A 14,167-nucleotide genomic window follows, 5' to 3' on the forward strand; every position below is an offset into this window, starting at 1 on the left:
ATTTGCACGAATGCAAAAAAAAGAGCTTAAAAACTTACTTTTCCGATGAATGTAAAATTTAAAACTATGCATTCATACTTAGCAGAATTTTAAACTTCCGTAGCAGTTTGGAGCAAAAGACTGATTAGCTAATTGTAAATTCTGTAATTCTAGTACTGCTGGTCTCGCGTTTGATAAATCCCTTGTCCCAACATTAAAATCACCACCAATACAATTTACAGCCAAGAAACCACAGTTTAATGGATTCTGGGTTAATTCTTTACTCACTTCAGTAAGTGCATCTCTAATAGTATCTGTTTTAATAACGACGCTATTAGTCGGGTCAATTCGACCAATATCTATTGGATTTGATAACTCTAGCCACCAACCACGCATTGCTGTTGATACTGTTCCAGGCCAACGTATATCTTGTCCCTGCATCGATAATGATAATGGACTACCACTCAAATCAATTTTATGGATATAACCTAAATTTTCTAACAACGGTACTGTTACAGGTAAATTATTAATGGTCCCACGAAGATTACCATTTAACGTAATTCCCCCAAGGATATCAACATCAGCTGCCAGTGTACCCGACAAATCAATACCATTGACTATAGCAGAGGCTAATAAATTTACACTGCTCATCCGGTGTCCGGATACAATTGATTGTGGTAATGATAACTGTGCTTTTTGGGTAGGGGACAGTGTTATATCATAAGACTTGGTCTGGAAATCAAGATTAAATCCTGCTCCTAATGCAATTTCACCTCTAGCTTTACCTGTAATTGCTTGGTTAACACCACAACCCGAAGGAGATGGATATACGCCACAAGCAGGACTACCTGTTTGCGTGATGCGTGCAGCCTCAACAGTCGCCGCACCTACTTGGGGTGCTACTACCATATAACCACTTAAACTATTAATACCATTTGGTGTAGCTGAGTTTTCTGTGCCAATAGTTAAAAGCCCTTCAACTGCTTCAGCACTCAAGCGAATACCAGCTACTTCACGAGTTGATGCACTATTTGGGTTCTTTATTGCCAATTCGAAAAAAGGATTTGTCAGTTTAGCATCGCTTGCTACCCGGCCCTCGCGTGTATCTGCTACACCACTTAAACTAACATTATCAAAATCAATATCACAGCCGCCTGCACCATTTATCCCACCACAACCTAACTGAAGTTTACGAATATTGGCATTAATTTCTAACTCGGCCTCTAAACCTAATTTATAAAATCCTACATTACTACTGCTATCACGCAATTTTTCCAGATTTGCCGAATCATTAGGTGCAATATAAGACATACTCATCAGGGCTTGGCCCCGAGTTGCTGATAGTTCCGAATCAGACATAGGCACCAGTGTAGAAGCAGCGTAAGCTGAAGAAAAACATAAGCTTCCGAGTGTCAAAAGTGCTACTCGAAGAGACGTAAACTGTCGCATGGCCGACCTCCGTATCCGTGGGGGCATAATCCTGTTTAATTTCTTTTTATTTGGCTTATCTACATTTGATCATGTATTTAACTAAACATTATCAAAGAGAGCCTATATCAACCACATTTGCTTTTAAATTCTGTGATGCAGAACAAAAAAACAAATCAATTATTGATCATTTTATATCATTTTTTACAAAAGGAAACTGTCGTTTATCATAATTCCGATAAGCGCTTCTCACAAAAATTTTATTTATAAAATTGGGCCACCTAAGTGACCCATTATTTTTAAAATCTTTTTATTTAGGAAACATTAGGTTTTAGGAAGCGTAACACCTGTTTGACCTTGGTATTTACCACCACGATCTTTATAAGAGGTTTCACATACTTCATCACTTTCAAAGAATAGCATTTGTGCTACGCCTTCCCCAGCATAAATACGTGCAGGTAAATTTGTCGTATTTGAAAATTCTAACGTAACGTGACCTTCCCATTCAGGTTCTAATGGAGTCACATTTACAATAATACCGCAACGAGCGTAGGTCGATTTACCTAAGCACACTGTTAACACATTGCGAGGTATACGGAAATATTCAATTGTACGCGCTAGGGCAAATGAGTTTGGCGGAATAATACAAACGTCAGACTCAATATCGATAAAACTTTTGTCATCAAAATTCTTTGGATCGACAATTGCAGAATGTACGTTTGTAAAAACCTTGAATTCACGGGCACAGCGTACATCATAACCATAGCTAGAGACCCCGTAGGAAATCAACTTTTCACCATTTTCATCAAAACGGACTTGATTCTCTGCATAAGGTTCAATCATGCCGTGTTTTTCGCTCATTTCGCGAATCCAACGATCAGACTTAATGGCCATGTATTTTCTATCCAAAAGGTAAATTCATTGATTTCGACGTACTTTAACTTAAAAAACCAATTATGAAAACAACACAAAGCTACTCAAACAAATAAGAATAGCTCAGCGGTACATTTAAAGGTTCAGTAAAGCAGAATAACTAATTGGAATTGAAAAGCTGACCAAAACAAGCGAGGCAGTTTTTTGCAAGTTAGTTTGATTTAACCAACCCACTTTCTTAGATGCTAAAACCGATCCCAAAAAAATCCAGAACAACGCAATTGGGGTAATAAGTGCCAAGTAAGCCATCATATGAATTAAATAAATATGAAAATTACTCCATGCACCTACTGGGAAAATTGCTGAGGCAAATAGTAATGCTTTTGGGTTTAATAGAGTGGCGCAGAATAACTCACGAGCACGAATCGTTGGCTGATTTAATTCAACTTCTTGATTTGCTGTATGCCATAACTTGATGGCTAAGAAAATAATATAGCAAGCGCTCAATAGCTTTAGAATAGGCGGCAGCATTGGTAGTGTGCTAGACACTTTTCCAATCAGCATTCCCCATGCAGAAATAGAGATGACATAACCCAAAACTTCTGCTGGAATAAGTTTTACTGACTTCCTTAAACCCACTTGTACTCCTGAAGAAGCGAGCAGAGTATTGGTTGGGCCTGGAGTAAGTAAAATTGTGGCTACTAAGCCAATAAAAAGCCATGAAATCATTGAATGACCTCACAATATAGTCATCTCAGATTAATAGATATCCTGTCACAAGGCAAAAGGTAATTGTAAGACAAAGTATTTCAAATTATTTTCAAAATAAAAATAAAGTATATAAAAACAAATATTTATAAAATTATCACATAAAGTTGAGAAGAAAACTTTACGGTCAGTTGTTATACTTTCCAAATAGATTCTGAGTTAAGTAACATAAGTATTTTTATTTTAAGTCTATTTTTCCATCAAAAGTCTTTATAATAAAAAATATATAGCACTGGTAAGTTTAAATTTTAAGCTTTTAATAAGTTTCAATTCATATATTGTTTCTGATTTTTTATATAGAGCATCGCGCTTTACTACCCTTAATGATTATGGCAAAGCATTTTTTTCAATCTTGGCTTCCCTCCCCCGAGAAAGTTTCAAATATGAAATTTCTAAGGATTTTTGGTAAAAAAACCCTTAATCCTGTGCTTTGGTATGTCAATCGAAAATCAATTACCCGAGCTGTTTTTGTCGGAACTTTTTTTGGTTTACTGCCTATTCCTTTTCACAGCGTATTTATTGTGATGGCTGTATTGCTATTTGAAGTAAATTTACCAATTAGCTTGATGCTCGCGTGGTTAAGTAACCCGCTTACATTAGTTCCTATTCTATATATTGGATTTTGGTTCGGTGCACACATTTTTCATGTGCATATGATTAACAAAGAAATGCTGCTAGGTGTATTGCATCAGATTTCTCGTTGGATTACTCATTTCGGCCATGGCCATATTGATTTTAGTCTTGCGAAAATCTTGATGACTGGACTTGTTGTAGAAGCTTTTGTATTTGCTGTTATTTTATATATATGCACAGAAATTTTCTGGCGCTGGATGGTTGTTAAAAACTGGAAAAGTAGACATCATCAAAAGAAGCAAGAAGAGGTTTTATAAAAGCTTCACTCTTCTTGCATAAGTTTAAATCATTATTTCGGTAGTTTTGATTTCATATATTCTTCGGCCACATTAAGCACATATTCTTGGCAAGCCTCTCCTGTACCAGGGTCATAAGCTCCGTTATTGGTAATATTATTAGATAAGATTCGAATGCCTAGGAAAGGAACATTAAACTGGCTTGCAATTTGTGCAACAGAAGCCGCTTCCATTTCTTCAACAGAAGTACCATAACGTTGATGGAAAAATTGAATACGATCTAGCTCATTATTCCAGACATCTGCTGAACCAATCGTTCCTTCAACCACATCACCTTTATCATAACGGACTTTATGTGCTGCCATTAACAACTCTTGGTCACCTTCAAATTTGCGTATTGCAATCGGTTCTGGGTCAGATTCCAGAGTTGGTAAAACATCAAAGGCCTCAACCCATGTAAGTGAGTTTGAACCACCACCCACTGGCTGTTTAGGAGTTCTAAATGCACCAATATTGGTTGTATATTTTCCTAAAACAATATCGTAAACGTGCAAATCAGGATCATGTCCACCCGAGGTTCCCTGATTAATGATCGCAATCGGTTTATAACGCTCAATCGCTAGAGCAGTTGCTGCGGCAGAGTTACTCATACCCATGCGGGTTTTAGAAATAATCATTGGATAACCGTTATAGGTACCCTTCCAGAATTTCCACCCACCAATTTCTTCAATAGTCTTATTCTCTAATTTTGAAGCCATTTTTTCCGACTCTACGGGTAAAGCACCCTGAATAATGATCGGCTGTAACTTCTGTTTTTGTTCCTGAACTGTTGGTGTTTGTGAAGCAGATGAGTTGTCATCGTTACATCCAACTAAAAATAAAGCGCTACATAAACTGATTACGCCCAAACTATACTTAAATTGCATTTTTTAACCTTTCTTTTTAAAAAGTGTAAGGTAGCAATCTACATGCCAATTTCAAGTTCAGCTTTGTTATTAGGATTCAGTAATTTAATTTTTTATTTTAATCAGATGATAAAAAACCCGACTTAAAGCCGGGTTTTAATAAATTAGAAAATACGCTTATCATCACGTGTGCGTTGAGGGATTTTTTCAATCTGCTGCCAGACTGCTTTAGCAATCTCAATATAACTATCAGCCGCATCATCCATTGCCACAACACTAGGTTTACCCTGATCAGCATGTTCACGTATTTGAGCATTGAGAGGCAAACGGCCTAGCAATGGAATATGGTATTGCTCGGAAAGCTTATCACCACCACCGATACCAAAAATTTGCTCTTCATGACCACAGTTTGAACAAATATGAGTCGACATGTTTTCAACGACACCTAATACTGGAATACCCACTTTATTAAATAATTCAATTCCTTTGGTGGCATCAAGCAAGGCAACATTTTGCGGAGTAGTCACAATGATTGAGCCTGTAACCGGAATACGCTGTGCAAGCGTAAGCTGAATATCACCAGTACCTGGTGGCATATCAATCATGAGTACATCTAAATCAGGCCAAAGTGTTTGATTAAACAATTGCATTAGAGCGCCTGTTGCCTTTGGTCCACGCCATGCAACAGGTGTGTTGTTATCACCAGTTAAATGTCCAATAGAAAGCACAGCCATACCATAAGCATCTAAAGGTACAAAATTTTCACTTTCAATAAGTGGAGTTTTGCCAGCGTTTCCTAGCATTGTGGGAATACTTGGACCATAGATGTCAGCATCTAATACCCCAACCTTAAGACCCATTTTTTGCAAGGCAAGCGCCAAATTGACGGTAGTTGTCGATTTACCAACGCCACCCTTTCCAGATGAAACTAAAATAACATTCTTAATGCGAGGGTGAAGTGGAACATCTCTTTGTTGCGGAGCGGCTTTTTGAATCGGTGGATTATTTGGATCTGGTTCTGATTTAGGTGAGGCGTCAAGTACAGGAGGTAAATTTAAACTTTCTTGTGTAGGGCGCTTTTGTTGAACCACGTGTAAATTAAGTTCTTCAATACCGCACTTTTCTAATGCACCCGCTAAATCATCATGAATTTGCTGCAAATGCTCTTTTTCATCAGGAAAGGTATTAATCGTAAGTTGTAATACATGACCCTGAACTTGAAGCTGACTAATACGCTCCTTTAAAGCATCTTTTGAATCCGGTAATAAATAATTTTGGAGTACGGTTTGGATTTCATCTTCTTTCACCTCTTGTGCGGGTGAAAAAACGGACTTTAATGAAGAAAGCCAAGACATATTGTTTACTCCAAAAACAGATCATTACAGCTTAATGGAGATAGTGTAACAGTATTGCTCCGCACTCGCTCACCTTGGGATAAATAATTACTAACTTCAGATCTCATCTTTTAGGTAAGGAGTGCAGATTTTAGTTTAAATCAGCTTATTCAGCAGAATCATGATTCTTTAATTTATTGAGTTTATCGGTTGCAGTTTTCTTCAACTCATCAAGTTTTGCGGTTGCTTGTGTTTTCAACTCATCCAATTTTGTAGCAGCCTCTTCCTTTAATTCCGCAGCTTTGGCTTTAGCATCGTCAAGTTTATGAGCTGCTTCTGTACGCAAATGATCAAACTTATCTTGTAGACTATGCTGAGCATCCTCAAGTTTACCTTTTAAATCAGTTGCTTTTTCCTCAAGAGCCTCTTTACCAGAAGCTTGTTTCTCTTTTACATTTTCCTTTAAATCGTCCAAAGCTTTTTCACCTTGTACTTTCGCATCAGCTGCTTTTGCCTTTAATTGGTCTACCTTATCTTCAACTGCTTCTTTACCAGCAGCTTGCTTCTCTTTTACATTTTCCTTTAAATCGTCCAAAGCTTTTTCACCTTGTACTTTTGCATCAGCCGCTTTTGCCTTTAATTCATCTAATTTATTTTCTGTAGTCATCGTTGTTATCCTCATAGTTAATTAAAAAATTACCTGAATAAGTTATTAGTTATACATCGTTATGGCTTATTTTCTGACCGTAACTGCAATTTGAAACAAAGACAATACAGGAAGATTCAAATATTTTTTGATTTGTTTATCTGTTCTAAAGAGAAACCATGCCTGACCAAAATCCATTTTAATAGAAATCGCTTATGCCAAGCTGGAGATTATTAATCTTTGCTTATCTCCCTGCATCAGTTAAAATCTTCCACCTTATAAATACGAATGAGAGAATGAAATCCGTGCGTAAAATTTTAGTCACTAATGCCCTCCCTTATGCTAATGGTCCAATTCATATGGGTCATTTACTCGGTTACATCCAGGCAGATATCTGGGTTCGTGCCATGCGAGCAATGGGTCATGATGTGACTTATGTATGTGCGGATGATGCTCACGGTACAGCAATTATGCTACGTGCCGAAGCAAACGGTATTAGCCCAGAAGAGCAAATTGCGAATGTTCAAAAAGAACACATCCGTGATTTTGACGGTTTTGGGGTACATTTCGATCATTACGATTCTACACATAGCGATGCGAACAAAGCACGTTCAACAGATATCTATATTAAGAACCGTGAAGCTGGAAATATTGCAGTTCGTCCTGTTACTCAATTATTTGACCCAGAAAAAGGGATGTTCTTATCTGACCGTTTCATTAAGGGTACATGCCCAAAATGTAAGTCAGAAGATCAATACGGCGACTCATGTGAGGTGTGCGGTACAACTTACAATGCAACCGAGTTACTTAACCCGCGTTCGACTTTAAGTGGTGCAACACCAGTTGAAAAATCATCAGATCACTATTTCTTCAAGCTTCCAAACTTCTCTGAATATTTACAAAAATGGACGCGTGATGAAGGACGTTTACCTCTTTCAATTGCGAACAAGTTAGATGAATGGTTTGAAGCTGGTTTAGCAGACTGGGATATTTCTCGTGATGCACCATATTTTGGCTTTGAAATTCCAGACGCACCAAATAAATATTTCTACGTATGGGTAGATGCCCCAATTGGTTATATGTCTAGTTTTGAAAACTACATCAAAACTAAACGCCCAGACTTAAACTTTGATGATTTCTGGAAAAAAGACAGCCAAAACGATGTTTATCATTTTATTGGGAAAGACATTGTTTATTTCCATGCTTTATTCTGGCCTGCAATGCTTGAAGGTGCGAACTATCGCACTCCAACTGGTCTTTTTGTAAACGGTTTCTTGACTGTAAATGGACAAAAAATGTCTAAGTCACGTGGTACTTTCATTAAGGCCGAGACTTACTTACAGCATTTAAACCCAGAGTATTTACGCTATTACTTTGCTTCTAAACTTTCAGATAAAGTCGAAGACTCTGACTTGAACCTTGATGACTTTGTTCAGAAAGTAAATTCAGACTTAGTCGGTAAAGTCGTTAATATTGCTAGCCGCTGTGCGAAGTTCATCAATAGCAACTTTAATAATACGTTATCTGCTCAATGTGCAGAAACTGAGTTAGTACAAAGTTTTATTGATGCTGGCGATTCAATCGCTGCTGCATATGAAGCACGTGAATTCTCTACGGCGATCCGTGAAATTATGGCGCTAGCTGACCGTGCAAACCAATATATTGATGAGAAAAAGCCTTGGGCACTTGCTAAACAAGAAGGTCAAGAGCAACAAGTTCTTGATGTATGTTCTGTGGGTATCAACTTATTCCGTCAACTTGCAGTGTACTTGGCTCCAGTTCTTCCAACTTTGGCCAAGCAAGTTCAAGATTTCTTAAAACTTGAAAGTTTCGATTTCGAGTCACGTAAACAAGTTCTTGTAAGTCATGAGATTGCGCAGTTCCAACCGCTTATGCAGCGTGTTGATCCAAAAGCTGTTGCAGCTATGGTTGATGCTTCTAAAGAGTTTTTAGGTGCTCCTGCTCCAGAAGCAACTAAAGCAACGGCGAAAAAGGACAAAGCTGCCGAGAAAAAAGCTGCCCCTGCTCCAGCAGTGGGTGAAGCTGAAATTATTGGTATTGAAGATTTCTTAAAAGTTGACTTGCGTGTTGCTCAAGTACTTGAAGCTGGTACAGTTGAAGGTTCAGATAAATTACTTCAATTGACATTAGATGTTGGTGAAGCTGAACCACGCAATGTATTTAGTGGCATTCGTAGCCAATACGCACCAGAAGACCTAAAAGGTAAATTGGTTGTTATGGTTGCTAACCTTGCACCACGTAAAATGCGTTTTGGTATTTCAAATGGTATGGTACTTGCTGCCGGAAATGGTGAAGGTATTTTCATTATTTCACCAGATAGCGGTGCGAAACCTGGTGATAAAGTGTCTTAATCCGCCTGCATATAAAAAAGCTCCCTAAATTGGGAGCTTTTTTTAACTATAAATTTTCAAGGAACATCTATAAGAAGATTTAAATTATGACCACGGCCGCCCTTCACAAGGGTTACTAAGTAAAACGTGTATATTCCCCAACTCCTCATTGGTTAAATAGCCATTCTTATTTTTATCTAAATAATGAAATAGCTCTGTTTGCTTATTCTCTCCCTGAAAACGCTTATCAGTAGGCCAACGATAAGGATAGAAATCTTGTACCTGTTGAAACTCTTTTAAGCTATACAAGCCATCATGATTTACATCATATTTTTCCTGAAAAAGCTTCCAATCCAAAGATGCAGGCTCACATGCACTTACTACATTTAAAATGCAGTAAGTGATGCAAGCTGTGAGTAACTTAATAGTTGGATTGCTCATGATTATTGGCTTGTAAATCAGAAATTTTGTAATCTTTTTCATGAACAGGTGTACCAACAAGGCTCATAGTTCGCTCATTTGCTGGCTGTTGCTTGCTCATGGTTCTCATCTCACATCCTGTAGTTAAGATGAGAAAAACTACAGAAATGCTCACCATTAGTTTTTTCATAACGTGACCCTCATTTCTTTTTGTTTTATTTATTAAGTTACCACTTTTTAAATGTTTAAGTACTAAAAAAGATATTTCAATTTGTATATATTTTACTCAAAAATAAAGCCAGACTATAAATAGCTGGCTTTGGATTTTTTAGATATTTTAATTAAAGGCTTATCATTTGAAGAAAATTAATTTTAAACCTAATACGCTCACAATGCTTCCAGCTACTCGGTCAACGCCAGTTTTTGCTTTTAAGTACATTGTTCTAGGCTTCTCTGAAGAGAGCAGCATTGCAACACATGAGTACCAACCTGCATCGATCATAAAACAAATCACTGGTAATGCGACATAGTAGTAACTTGGGATTTCTTTTGGCAATAAAGCAGTAAATACACTCGCTAGAACAACTGCAATTTTCGGGTTGCTTAACTGGGTAATCAGGCCATAACGATATGCCTGTTTATAAGTCATTTTTGATTTGCCATCATTTTCCATAGCAATTGGTTCTTTGGCATGTTTAATAATTTTAAAAGCCAACCAAAGTAAATACAGCCCACCACCAATTTTTAAAATTAAATATGCAGAAGGTACTGCCAGTAAAACTGCCTGCAACCCCATAACAGCTAGAAAACCAAAAAGAGCTGCACCTGTACCTGTGCCTAAAGCTGTAAACAAACCATGTTTACGTGATTTAGAAATTGAATTTTGTGCTACATAAATAAAGCTCGGCCCAGGGCTTATTGCTCCAAGCATCAATGCCATCGCAATTGAAAAAAGAGGAATAAGGGACTCAAACATTGTATTGACCTAGCATCATGCAATTGCGCGGTATTCTAACAGCTTTTTATGACACATATAAAAACGGAAAACATATAAATGATGAAAATTGAATTTTCATGTTTTTTACAATTTATATCTTCACAACGGACAAAAATGTCCGTTAAATATATCGATCTTTAAAACGCCCCAACCAATGACATGAGTAAACGTCAAAAAATTGCTGCCCATAATCGGGATGAATTACTCAATGCAGCCGAAGAATGTTTTCGTATTCATGGCATTAATGTTCCATTACAAGTTGTGATTGACCATGCAGGCGTAGGCAGAGCAACTTTTTACCGTAACTTTTGTGACCGCAAGGCTTTAATTAGCGCGCTTTTAGAACGCGCGATTACACAGCTAGAGCAAAAAGCTGCTCATTTTCAACAATTCGAGGATGGTTTATTTCGTTTAATTGAAGGACATATTGCACAACTTCCTAAACTTGCAATTTTGCAAGATTTTTGGAGAGTGATTGATCGACAAGATCCAATTATGTTAAAAATTTATGAACGGCGAAATAATGCACTTAACCCACTGATTGAAAATGCGATAGAACAAAAATTATGCCGAGCTGATCTGACCGCCGATGACTATGCAATGGTCACAGCAATGTTGGGTTCTTCATTTCAAGGACATGAGCCAGAAGAACAGACTCGCTTAGCAAAACGAGCAATTGAATTACTATTTCATGGTATTCAAATACAAAAAATTCGAGGGATAGAATGAGTAAAACGCCTCGTTACTTAGAAACACCACCCGACTGGACCCCAGAAGAGCAACCGACTTTACCTGGTTCACCAGCAGCGATTGCACACTCTGTACCTAAGCGGTTTATTTACTTTTTTATTGGTTTATTTATCGCCCTTTCGGCAAGCTTAAGTAATGGTTTTATTACGGCAAATTTACCTTTAATCCAAGGTGAGTATGGATTAACACCTTCCGAAGCGGCTTGGTTGCCTGCTGCTTATGTCATGGCAAATGTCAGTTCAAACCTGATTTTATTTAAAGCTCGTCAACAGTATGGCCTGAGAGTATTTTCTGAAATAGGACTCGTGATTTTTATTGCAGTTCTGGTATTACATATTTTTGTGCATACCTATGAAATGGCCCTATTCGCACGGGTTGTGGCAGGTTTAGCTGGTGCGCCATTAAGCTCTTTAGGTATGTATTACACCATGCAAGCTTTTAAAAAAGCAGACATGGCAAAAGGTATATATATTGCCTTTGGTTTTCAGCAACTTGGCGTGCCGTTAGCTTGGATTATTTCTCCATTTCTCGTAAATACAGATAGTTGGTCTGTTCTATATACCTTTGAGCTCGGCTTAGCACTTTGTTGTTTAGCCATGGTCGTTTCATTGAAGTTACCACGTAGCTTAAGAATTTATGTTTTTGAGAAGCAAGACTTTTTCACTTTTGCTTTACTAGCTCCAGGTTTTGCCTGCTTGTGTATTGTGCTCACGCAAGGCCCAATTTTATGGTGGTTTAATAGTGAATGGCTCGCTTATGTCTTGATTGCAGGTTTTAGCTTAGTTGTTTTAGGTTTGCTCTATGAACACTATCGTGCCAATCCATTAATTATGACACGTTGGCTAGGCGCCTCTTCGACCCTACGTTTCATTTTTGGTGCTTTTGCTATTCGACTTTTAATGTCTGAACAAAGCTATGCTGCTGTTAACTTCTTAAAAACAATGGGAATGGGTCCTGACCAATTTGTGCCACTTTATGTTGTCATATTAGTCGGGATTTTAAGCGGAACACTTTTTAGTGCACTTACCTTTTCACGCGAACGAATTATCTTCCACTTACTTTTTGCAGAGTTCCTCATTCTGGTTGCTTGTGGACTAGATTATCACCTAACCAGTGATGTTCGACCTGTGAATTTCTTTGCAAGTCAGTTTTTAGTCGGTTTTGCTGGTGGTCTATTTATTGGCCCACTGCTTCTGATTGGCTTTGCGCAAACGCTTGCTAAAGGCCCATCTTACGTAGTGACCTTTATCGTATTATTTTCTGCTACCCAAACTTTCGGTGGTCTTGTTGGGTCTTCTTTCTTCTCGACCTATCAACAACATCGTACGCAAAACTATCAGGCAGAGATTATTAAAGATTTAGAACAATCCGATCCATTAGTTTCTCAAAGGCTCTCCACCTATCAACGCAGTGCATCCATCACCACTACTGACCCAGCATTACAAACAGCTCAATCCATGCGCTCACTTAATCAAGTGGTCACTCGTGAAGCCCAAGTGCGTGCCTACAATGATGTTATTGCTTTAAACGGTATTTTTGCCGTCGCCCTACTCTTATGGGGTGGATTTAATATTGCACGTAGTAAATATCTACAACGCAGAGGAATTAGCCGTCCTTAATGGCTTTCGTATTTGATGAAATAGAAATTGAGATTGATATATGCCAGATGATCAAAACAAACCGGAACCAACACCTGCTCAGGCACCTGCCAACGAGCCAACACCTGCACCTGCACCTGCACCTGCAAGTAAACTGATTCCGACAAAACGCTCAACACTGTTATGGATGTTAGGTGTTCTTATTGTCGGTATTTTAGTGATTTTATGGGCTTGGAGAATCGGGCCGTTTGCAACGAGTGTTCAGCAAACTGACAATAGTTATGTCAAAGGTAAAACCACGATTTTATCGTCCCAAATTAATGGTTACGTTAAAGATGTAGTCGTTAAAGACTTTGATCATGTCAAAAAAGGTCAAGTGCTCATGCATATTGATGCGACTACTTATGACCAAAAAGTAACTCAGGCGGCTTCTGGAGTTGAACAAGCTAAAAATACCTTAGCCAATCAAACTCAATCCATTGCCCAGAAACAAGCTGATATTGTGGCGGCACAAGCCAAAGTGGATCAAGCCAAAGCTCAATATGAACTTTCTTTAGCCCAGCTTAGACGCTATCAACAGCTAGGAAATAGTGGCGCAGCTTCTAAATCTGAGCAAGATAAAGCCGCAGCAGATGCTGAAAATAACCTTGCAGCACTGAAGCAAGCAGAAGCCAATGTGTTAGTTGCAAATGAAGCACTTAAAACAGCACAGGTTGCAGAAGCTGGTTTAGAAGCACAAGTTTCAAGTGCTAAAGCACAGTTAGACCAAGCACAAACCACCAAAGACTATAGCGTTATTGTTGCTCCGATGGATGGCCAACTTGGTGAAGTTAACCCTCGTGTTGGGCAATATGTAGCAGCAGGCTCACAGTTACTCTACCTCATTCCACAGCAAACTTGGGTGATTGCCAATTTCAAAGAAACCCAAATTGCCAATATGCGGATTGGTCAGAAAGCATGGTTTACAGTCGATGCGATGAAACACAAAAAATTTACAGGACATGTTGAGCAGATCTCGCCTGCTGCGGGTTCCGAGTTCAGTGTGTTAAAACCTGACAATGCGACAGGTAACTTTACTAAAGTTGTACAACGAATTGCCGTACGCATTACTATTGATCCAAATCAGGAAGGAATGGAACATTTACGTCCTGGCATGTCCGTGGTTACTTCTGTCGATACAAATTCGTAAACAGCTTTTTAAAGTTCTATTTAAAAAGTTACAATGTGATCAATCATTATTTTCTCAATT

Annotated in this window: 14 protein-coding genes; 5 read left to right on the plus strand and 9 right to left on the minus strand. The window is 38.2% G+C overall.

Annotation, left to right across the window (positions count from 1 at the left end; genetic code table 11):
• Nucleotides 1-78 precede the first annotated feature (78 nt).
• From AC52J8_RS14525 to AC52J8_RS14535, 3 genes are all read right to left on the minus strand, one after another.
• Nucleotides 79-1,428: a hypothetical protein gene (locus AC52J8_RS14525; protein WP_039756282.1), complete on the minus strand. Its 1,350-nt coding sequence runs from the start codon at nt 1,426-1,428 to the stop codon at nt 79-81.
• Between the two features lie 303 nt (nt 1,429-1,731).
• The gene (gene dcd / locus AC52J8_RS14530) at nt 1,732-2,301 is read right to left on the minus strand and encodes a dCTP deaminase (protein ID WP_003653416.1); all 570 of its coding nucleotides are present in this window, start codon (nt 2,299-2,301) and stop codon (nt 1,732-1,734) included.
• Between the two features lie 114 nt (nt 2,302-2,415).
• Nucleotides 2,416-3,009 (minus strand): LysE family translocator, encoded by a 594-nt coding sequence (locus tag AC52J8_RS14535; protein WP_032004285.1) that lies wholly within the window; start codon nt 3,007-3,009, stop codon nt 2,416-2,418.
• Between the two features lie 362 nt (nt 3,010-3,371).
• Here AC52J8_RS14535 and AC52J8_RS14540 point away from each other — a divergent pair, with 362 nt between their 5' ends.
• Nucleotides 3,372-3,938: a DUF2062 domain-containing protein gene (locus tag AC52J8_RS14540; protein ID WP_016802582.1), complete on the plus strand. Its 567-nt coding sequence runs from the start codon at nt 3,372-3,374 to the stop codon at nt 3,936-3,938.
• A 32-nt stretch (nt 3,939-3,970) separates the two neighbouring features.
• Here AC52J8_RS14540 and AC52J8_RS14545 read toward each other — a convergent pair whose 3' ends face one another.
• The 3 genes from AC52J8_RS14545 to AC52J8_RS14555 form a co-directional block, all read right to left on the minus strand.
• Nucleotides 3,971-4,843 (minus strand): 5'-methylthioadenosine/S-adenosylhomocysteine nucleosidase, encoded by an 873-nt coding sequence (locus AC52J8_RS14545; protein WP_282463938.1) that lies wholly within the window; start codon nt 4,841-4,843, stop codon nt 3,971-3,973.
• Between the two features lie 143 nt (nt 4,844-4,986).
• Complete coding sequence (gene apbC, locus AC52J8_RS14550; RefSeq protein WP_199985127.1) at nt 4,987-6,177, minus strand: iron-sulfur cluster carrier protein ApbC; 1,191 nt, start codon at nt 6,175-6,177, stop codon at nt 4,987-4,989.
• A gap of 145 nt (nt 6,178-6,322) precedes the next feature.
• Entirely contained in the window at nt 6,323-6,823 is a 501-nt protein-coding gene (locus AC52J8_RS14555; RefSeq protein ID WP_017386611.1) for a hypothetical protein, read from the minus strand.
• A 284-nt stretch (nt 6,824-7,107) separates the two neighbouring features.
• On the opposite strand from AC52J8_RS14555, the gene metG reads away from it, so the two are divergent.
• Complete coding sequence (gene metG / locus AC52J8_RS14560) at nt 7,108-9,174, plus strand: methionine--tRNA ligase (protein ID WP_208753488.1); 2,067 nt, start codon at nt 7,108-7,110, stop codon at nt 9,172-9,174.
• Between the two features lie 84 nt (nt 9,175-9,258).
• On the opposite strand, the gene AC52J8_RS14565 is transcribed toward metG, so the two are convergent.
• From AC52J8_RS14565 to AC52J8_RS14575, 3 genes are all read right to left on the minus strand, one after another.
• Complete coding sequence (locus tag AC52J8_RS14565; protein WP_202733360.1) at nt 9,259-9,594, minus strand: EF-hand domain-containing protein; 336 nt, start codon at nt 9,592-9,594, stop codon at nt 9,259-9,261.
• Nucleotides 9,575-9,763, minus strand: coding sequence for an NF038215 family lipoprotein (locus tag AC52J8_RS14570; protein ID WP_214285100.1), 189 nt, complete (start codon nt 9,761-9,763; stop codon nt 9,575-9,577). Before AC52J8_RS14570 ends, AC52J8_RS14565 begins: the two co-directional genes overlap by 20 nt.
• Nucleotides 9,764-9,925: 162 nt before the next feature.
• Complete coding sequence (locus AC52J8_RS14575; protein WP_068936154.1) at nt 9,926-10,549, minus strand: LysE family translocator; 624 nt, start codon at nt 10,547-10,549, stop codon at nt 9,926-9,928.
• A gap of 180 nt (nt 10,550-10,729) precedes the next feature.
• Between AC52J8_RS14575 and AC52J8_RS14580 the strand changes: the two genes are divergently transcribed.
• The 3 genes from AC52J8_RS14580 to AC52J8_RS14590 are packed head-to-tail and all read left to right on the plus strand — an operon-like array spanning nt 10,730 to nt 14,107.
• Nucleotides 10,730-11,299 (plus strand): TetR/AcrR family transcriptional regulator, encoded by a 570-nt coding sequence (locus tag AC52J8_RS14580; RefSeq protein ID WP_208753166.1) that lies wholly within the window; start codon nt 10,730-10,732, stop codon nt 11,297-11,299.
• Nucleotides 11,296-12,939 (plus strand): MFS transporter, encoded by a 1,644-nt coding sequence (locus tag AC52J8_RS14585; RefSeq protein ID WP_086399077.1) that lies wholly within the window; start codon nt 11,296-11,298, stop codon nt 12,937-12,939. The genes AC52J8_RS14580 and AC52J8_RS14585 overlap by 4 nt, the downstream gene beginning before the upstream one ends.
• Nucleotides 12,940-12,979: 40 nt before the next feature.
• Nucleotides 12,980-14,107, plus strand: coding sequence for an HlyD family secretion protein (locus AC52J8_RS14590; RefSeq protein WP_086399076.1), 1,128 nt, complete (start codon nt 12,980-12,982; stop codon nt 14,105-14,107).
• The last annotated feature ends 60 nt before the right edge of the window (nt 14,108-14,167 follow it).

Source organism: Acinetobacter sp. S-1, assembly GCF_059579785.1.

Coding starts and splice junctions, on each gene's coding strand:
- AC52J8_RS14525 (WP_039756282.1), bottom strand. CDS start 1,428: ATGCGACAGTTTACGTCTCTTCGAGTAGCACTTTTGACACTCGGAAGC.
- dcd (WP_003653416.1), bottom strand. CDS start 2,301: ATGGCCATTAAGTCTGATCGTTGGATTCGCGAAATGAGCGAAAAACAC.
- AC52J8_RS14535 (WP_032004285.1), bottom strand. CDS start 3,009: ATGATTTCATGGCTTTTTATTGGCTTAGTAGCCACAATTTTACTTACT.
- AC52J8_RS14540 (WP_016802582.1), top strand. CDS start 3,372: ATGATTATGGCAAAGCATTTTTTTCAATCTTGGCTTCCCTCCCCCGAG.
- AC52J8_RS14545 (WP_282463938.1), bottom strand. CDS start 4,843: ATGCAATTTAAGTATAGTTTGGGCGTAATCAGTTTATGTAGCGCTTTA.
- apbC (WP_199985127.1), bottom strand. CDS start 6,177: ATGTCTTGGCTTTCTTCATTAAAGTCCGTTTTTTCACCCGCACAAGAG.
- AC52J8_RS14555 (WP_017386611.1), bottom strand. CDS start 6,823: ATGACTACAGAAAATAAATTAGATGAATTAAAGGCAAAAGCGGCTGAT.
- AC52J8_RS14565 (WP_202733360.1), bottom strand. CDS start 9,594: ATGAGCAATCCAACTATTAAGTTACTCACAGCTTGCATCACTTACTGC.
- AC52J8_RS14570 (WP_214285100.1), bottom strand. CDS start 9,763: ATGAAAAAACTAATGGTGAGCATTTCTGTAGTTTTTCTCATCTTAACT.
- AC52J8_RS14575 (WP_068936154.1), bottom strand. CDS start 10,549: ATGTTTGAGTCCCTTATTCCTCTTTTTTCAATTGCGATGGCATTGATG.
- AC52J8_RS14580 (WP_208753166.1), top strand. CDS start 10,730: ATGAGTAAACGTCAAAAAATTGCTGCCCATAATCGGGATGAATTACTC.
- AC52J8_RS14585 (WP_086399077.1), top strand. CDS start 11,296: ATGAGTAAAACGCCTCGTTACTTAGAAACACCACCCGACTGGACCCCA.
- AC52J8_RS14590 (WP_086399076.1), top strand. CDS start 12,980: ATGCCAGATGATCAAAACAAACCGGAACCAACACCTGCTCAGGCACCT.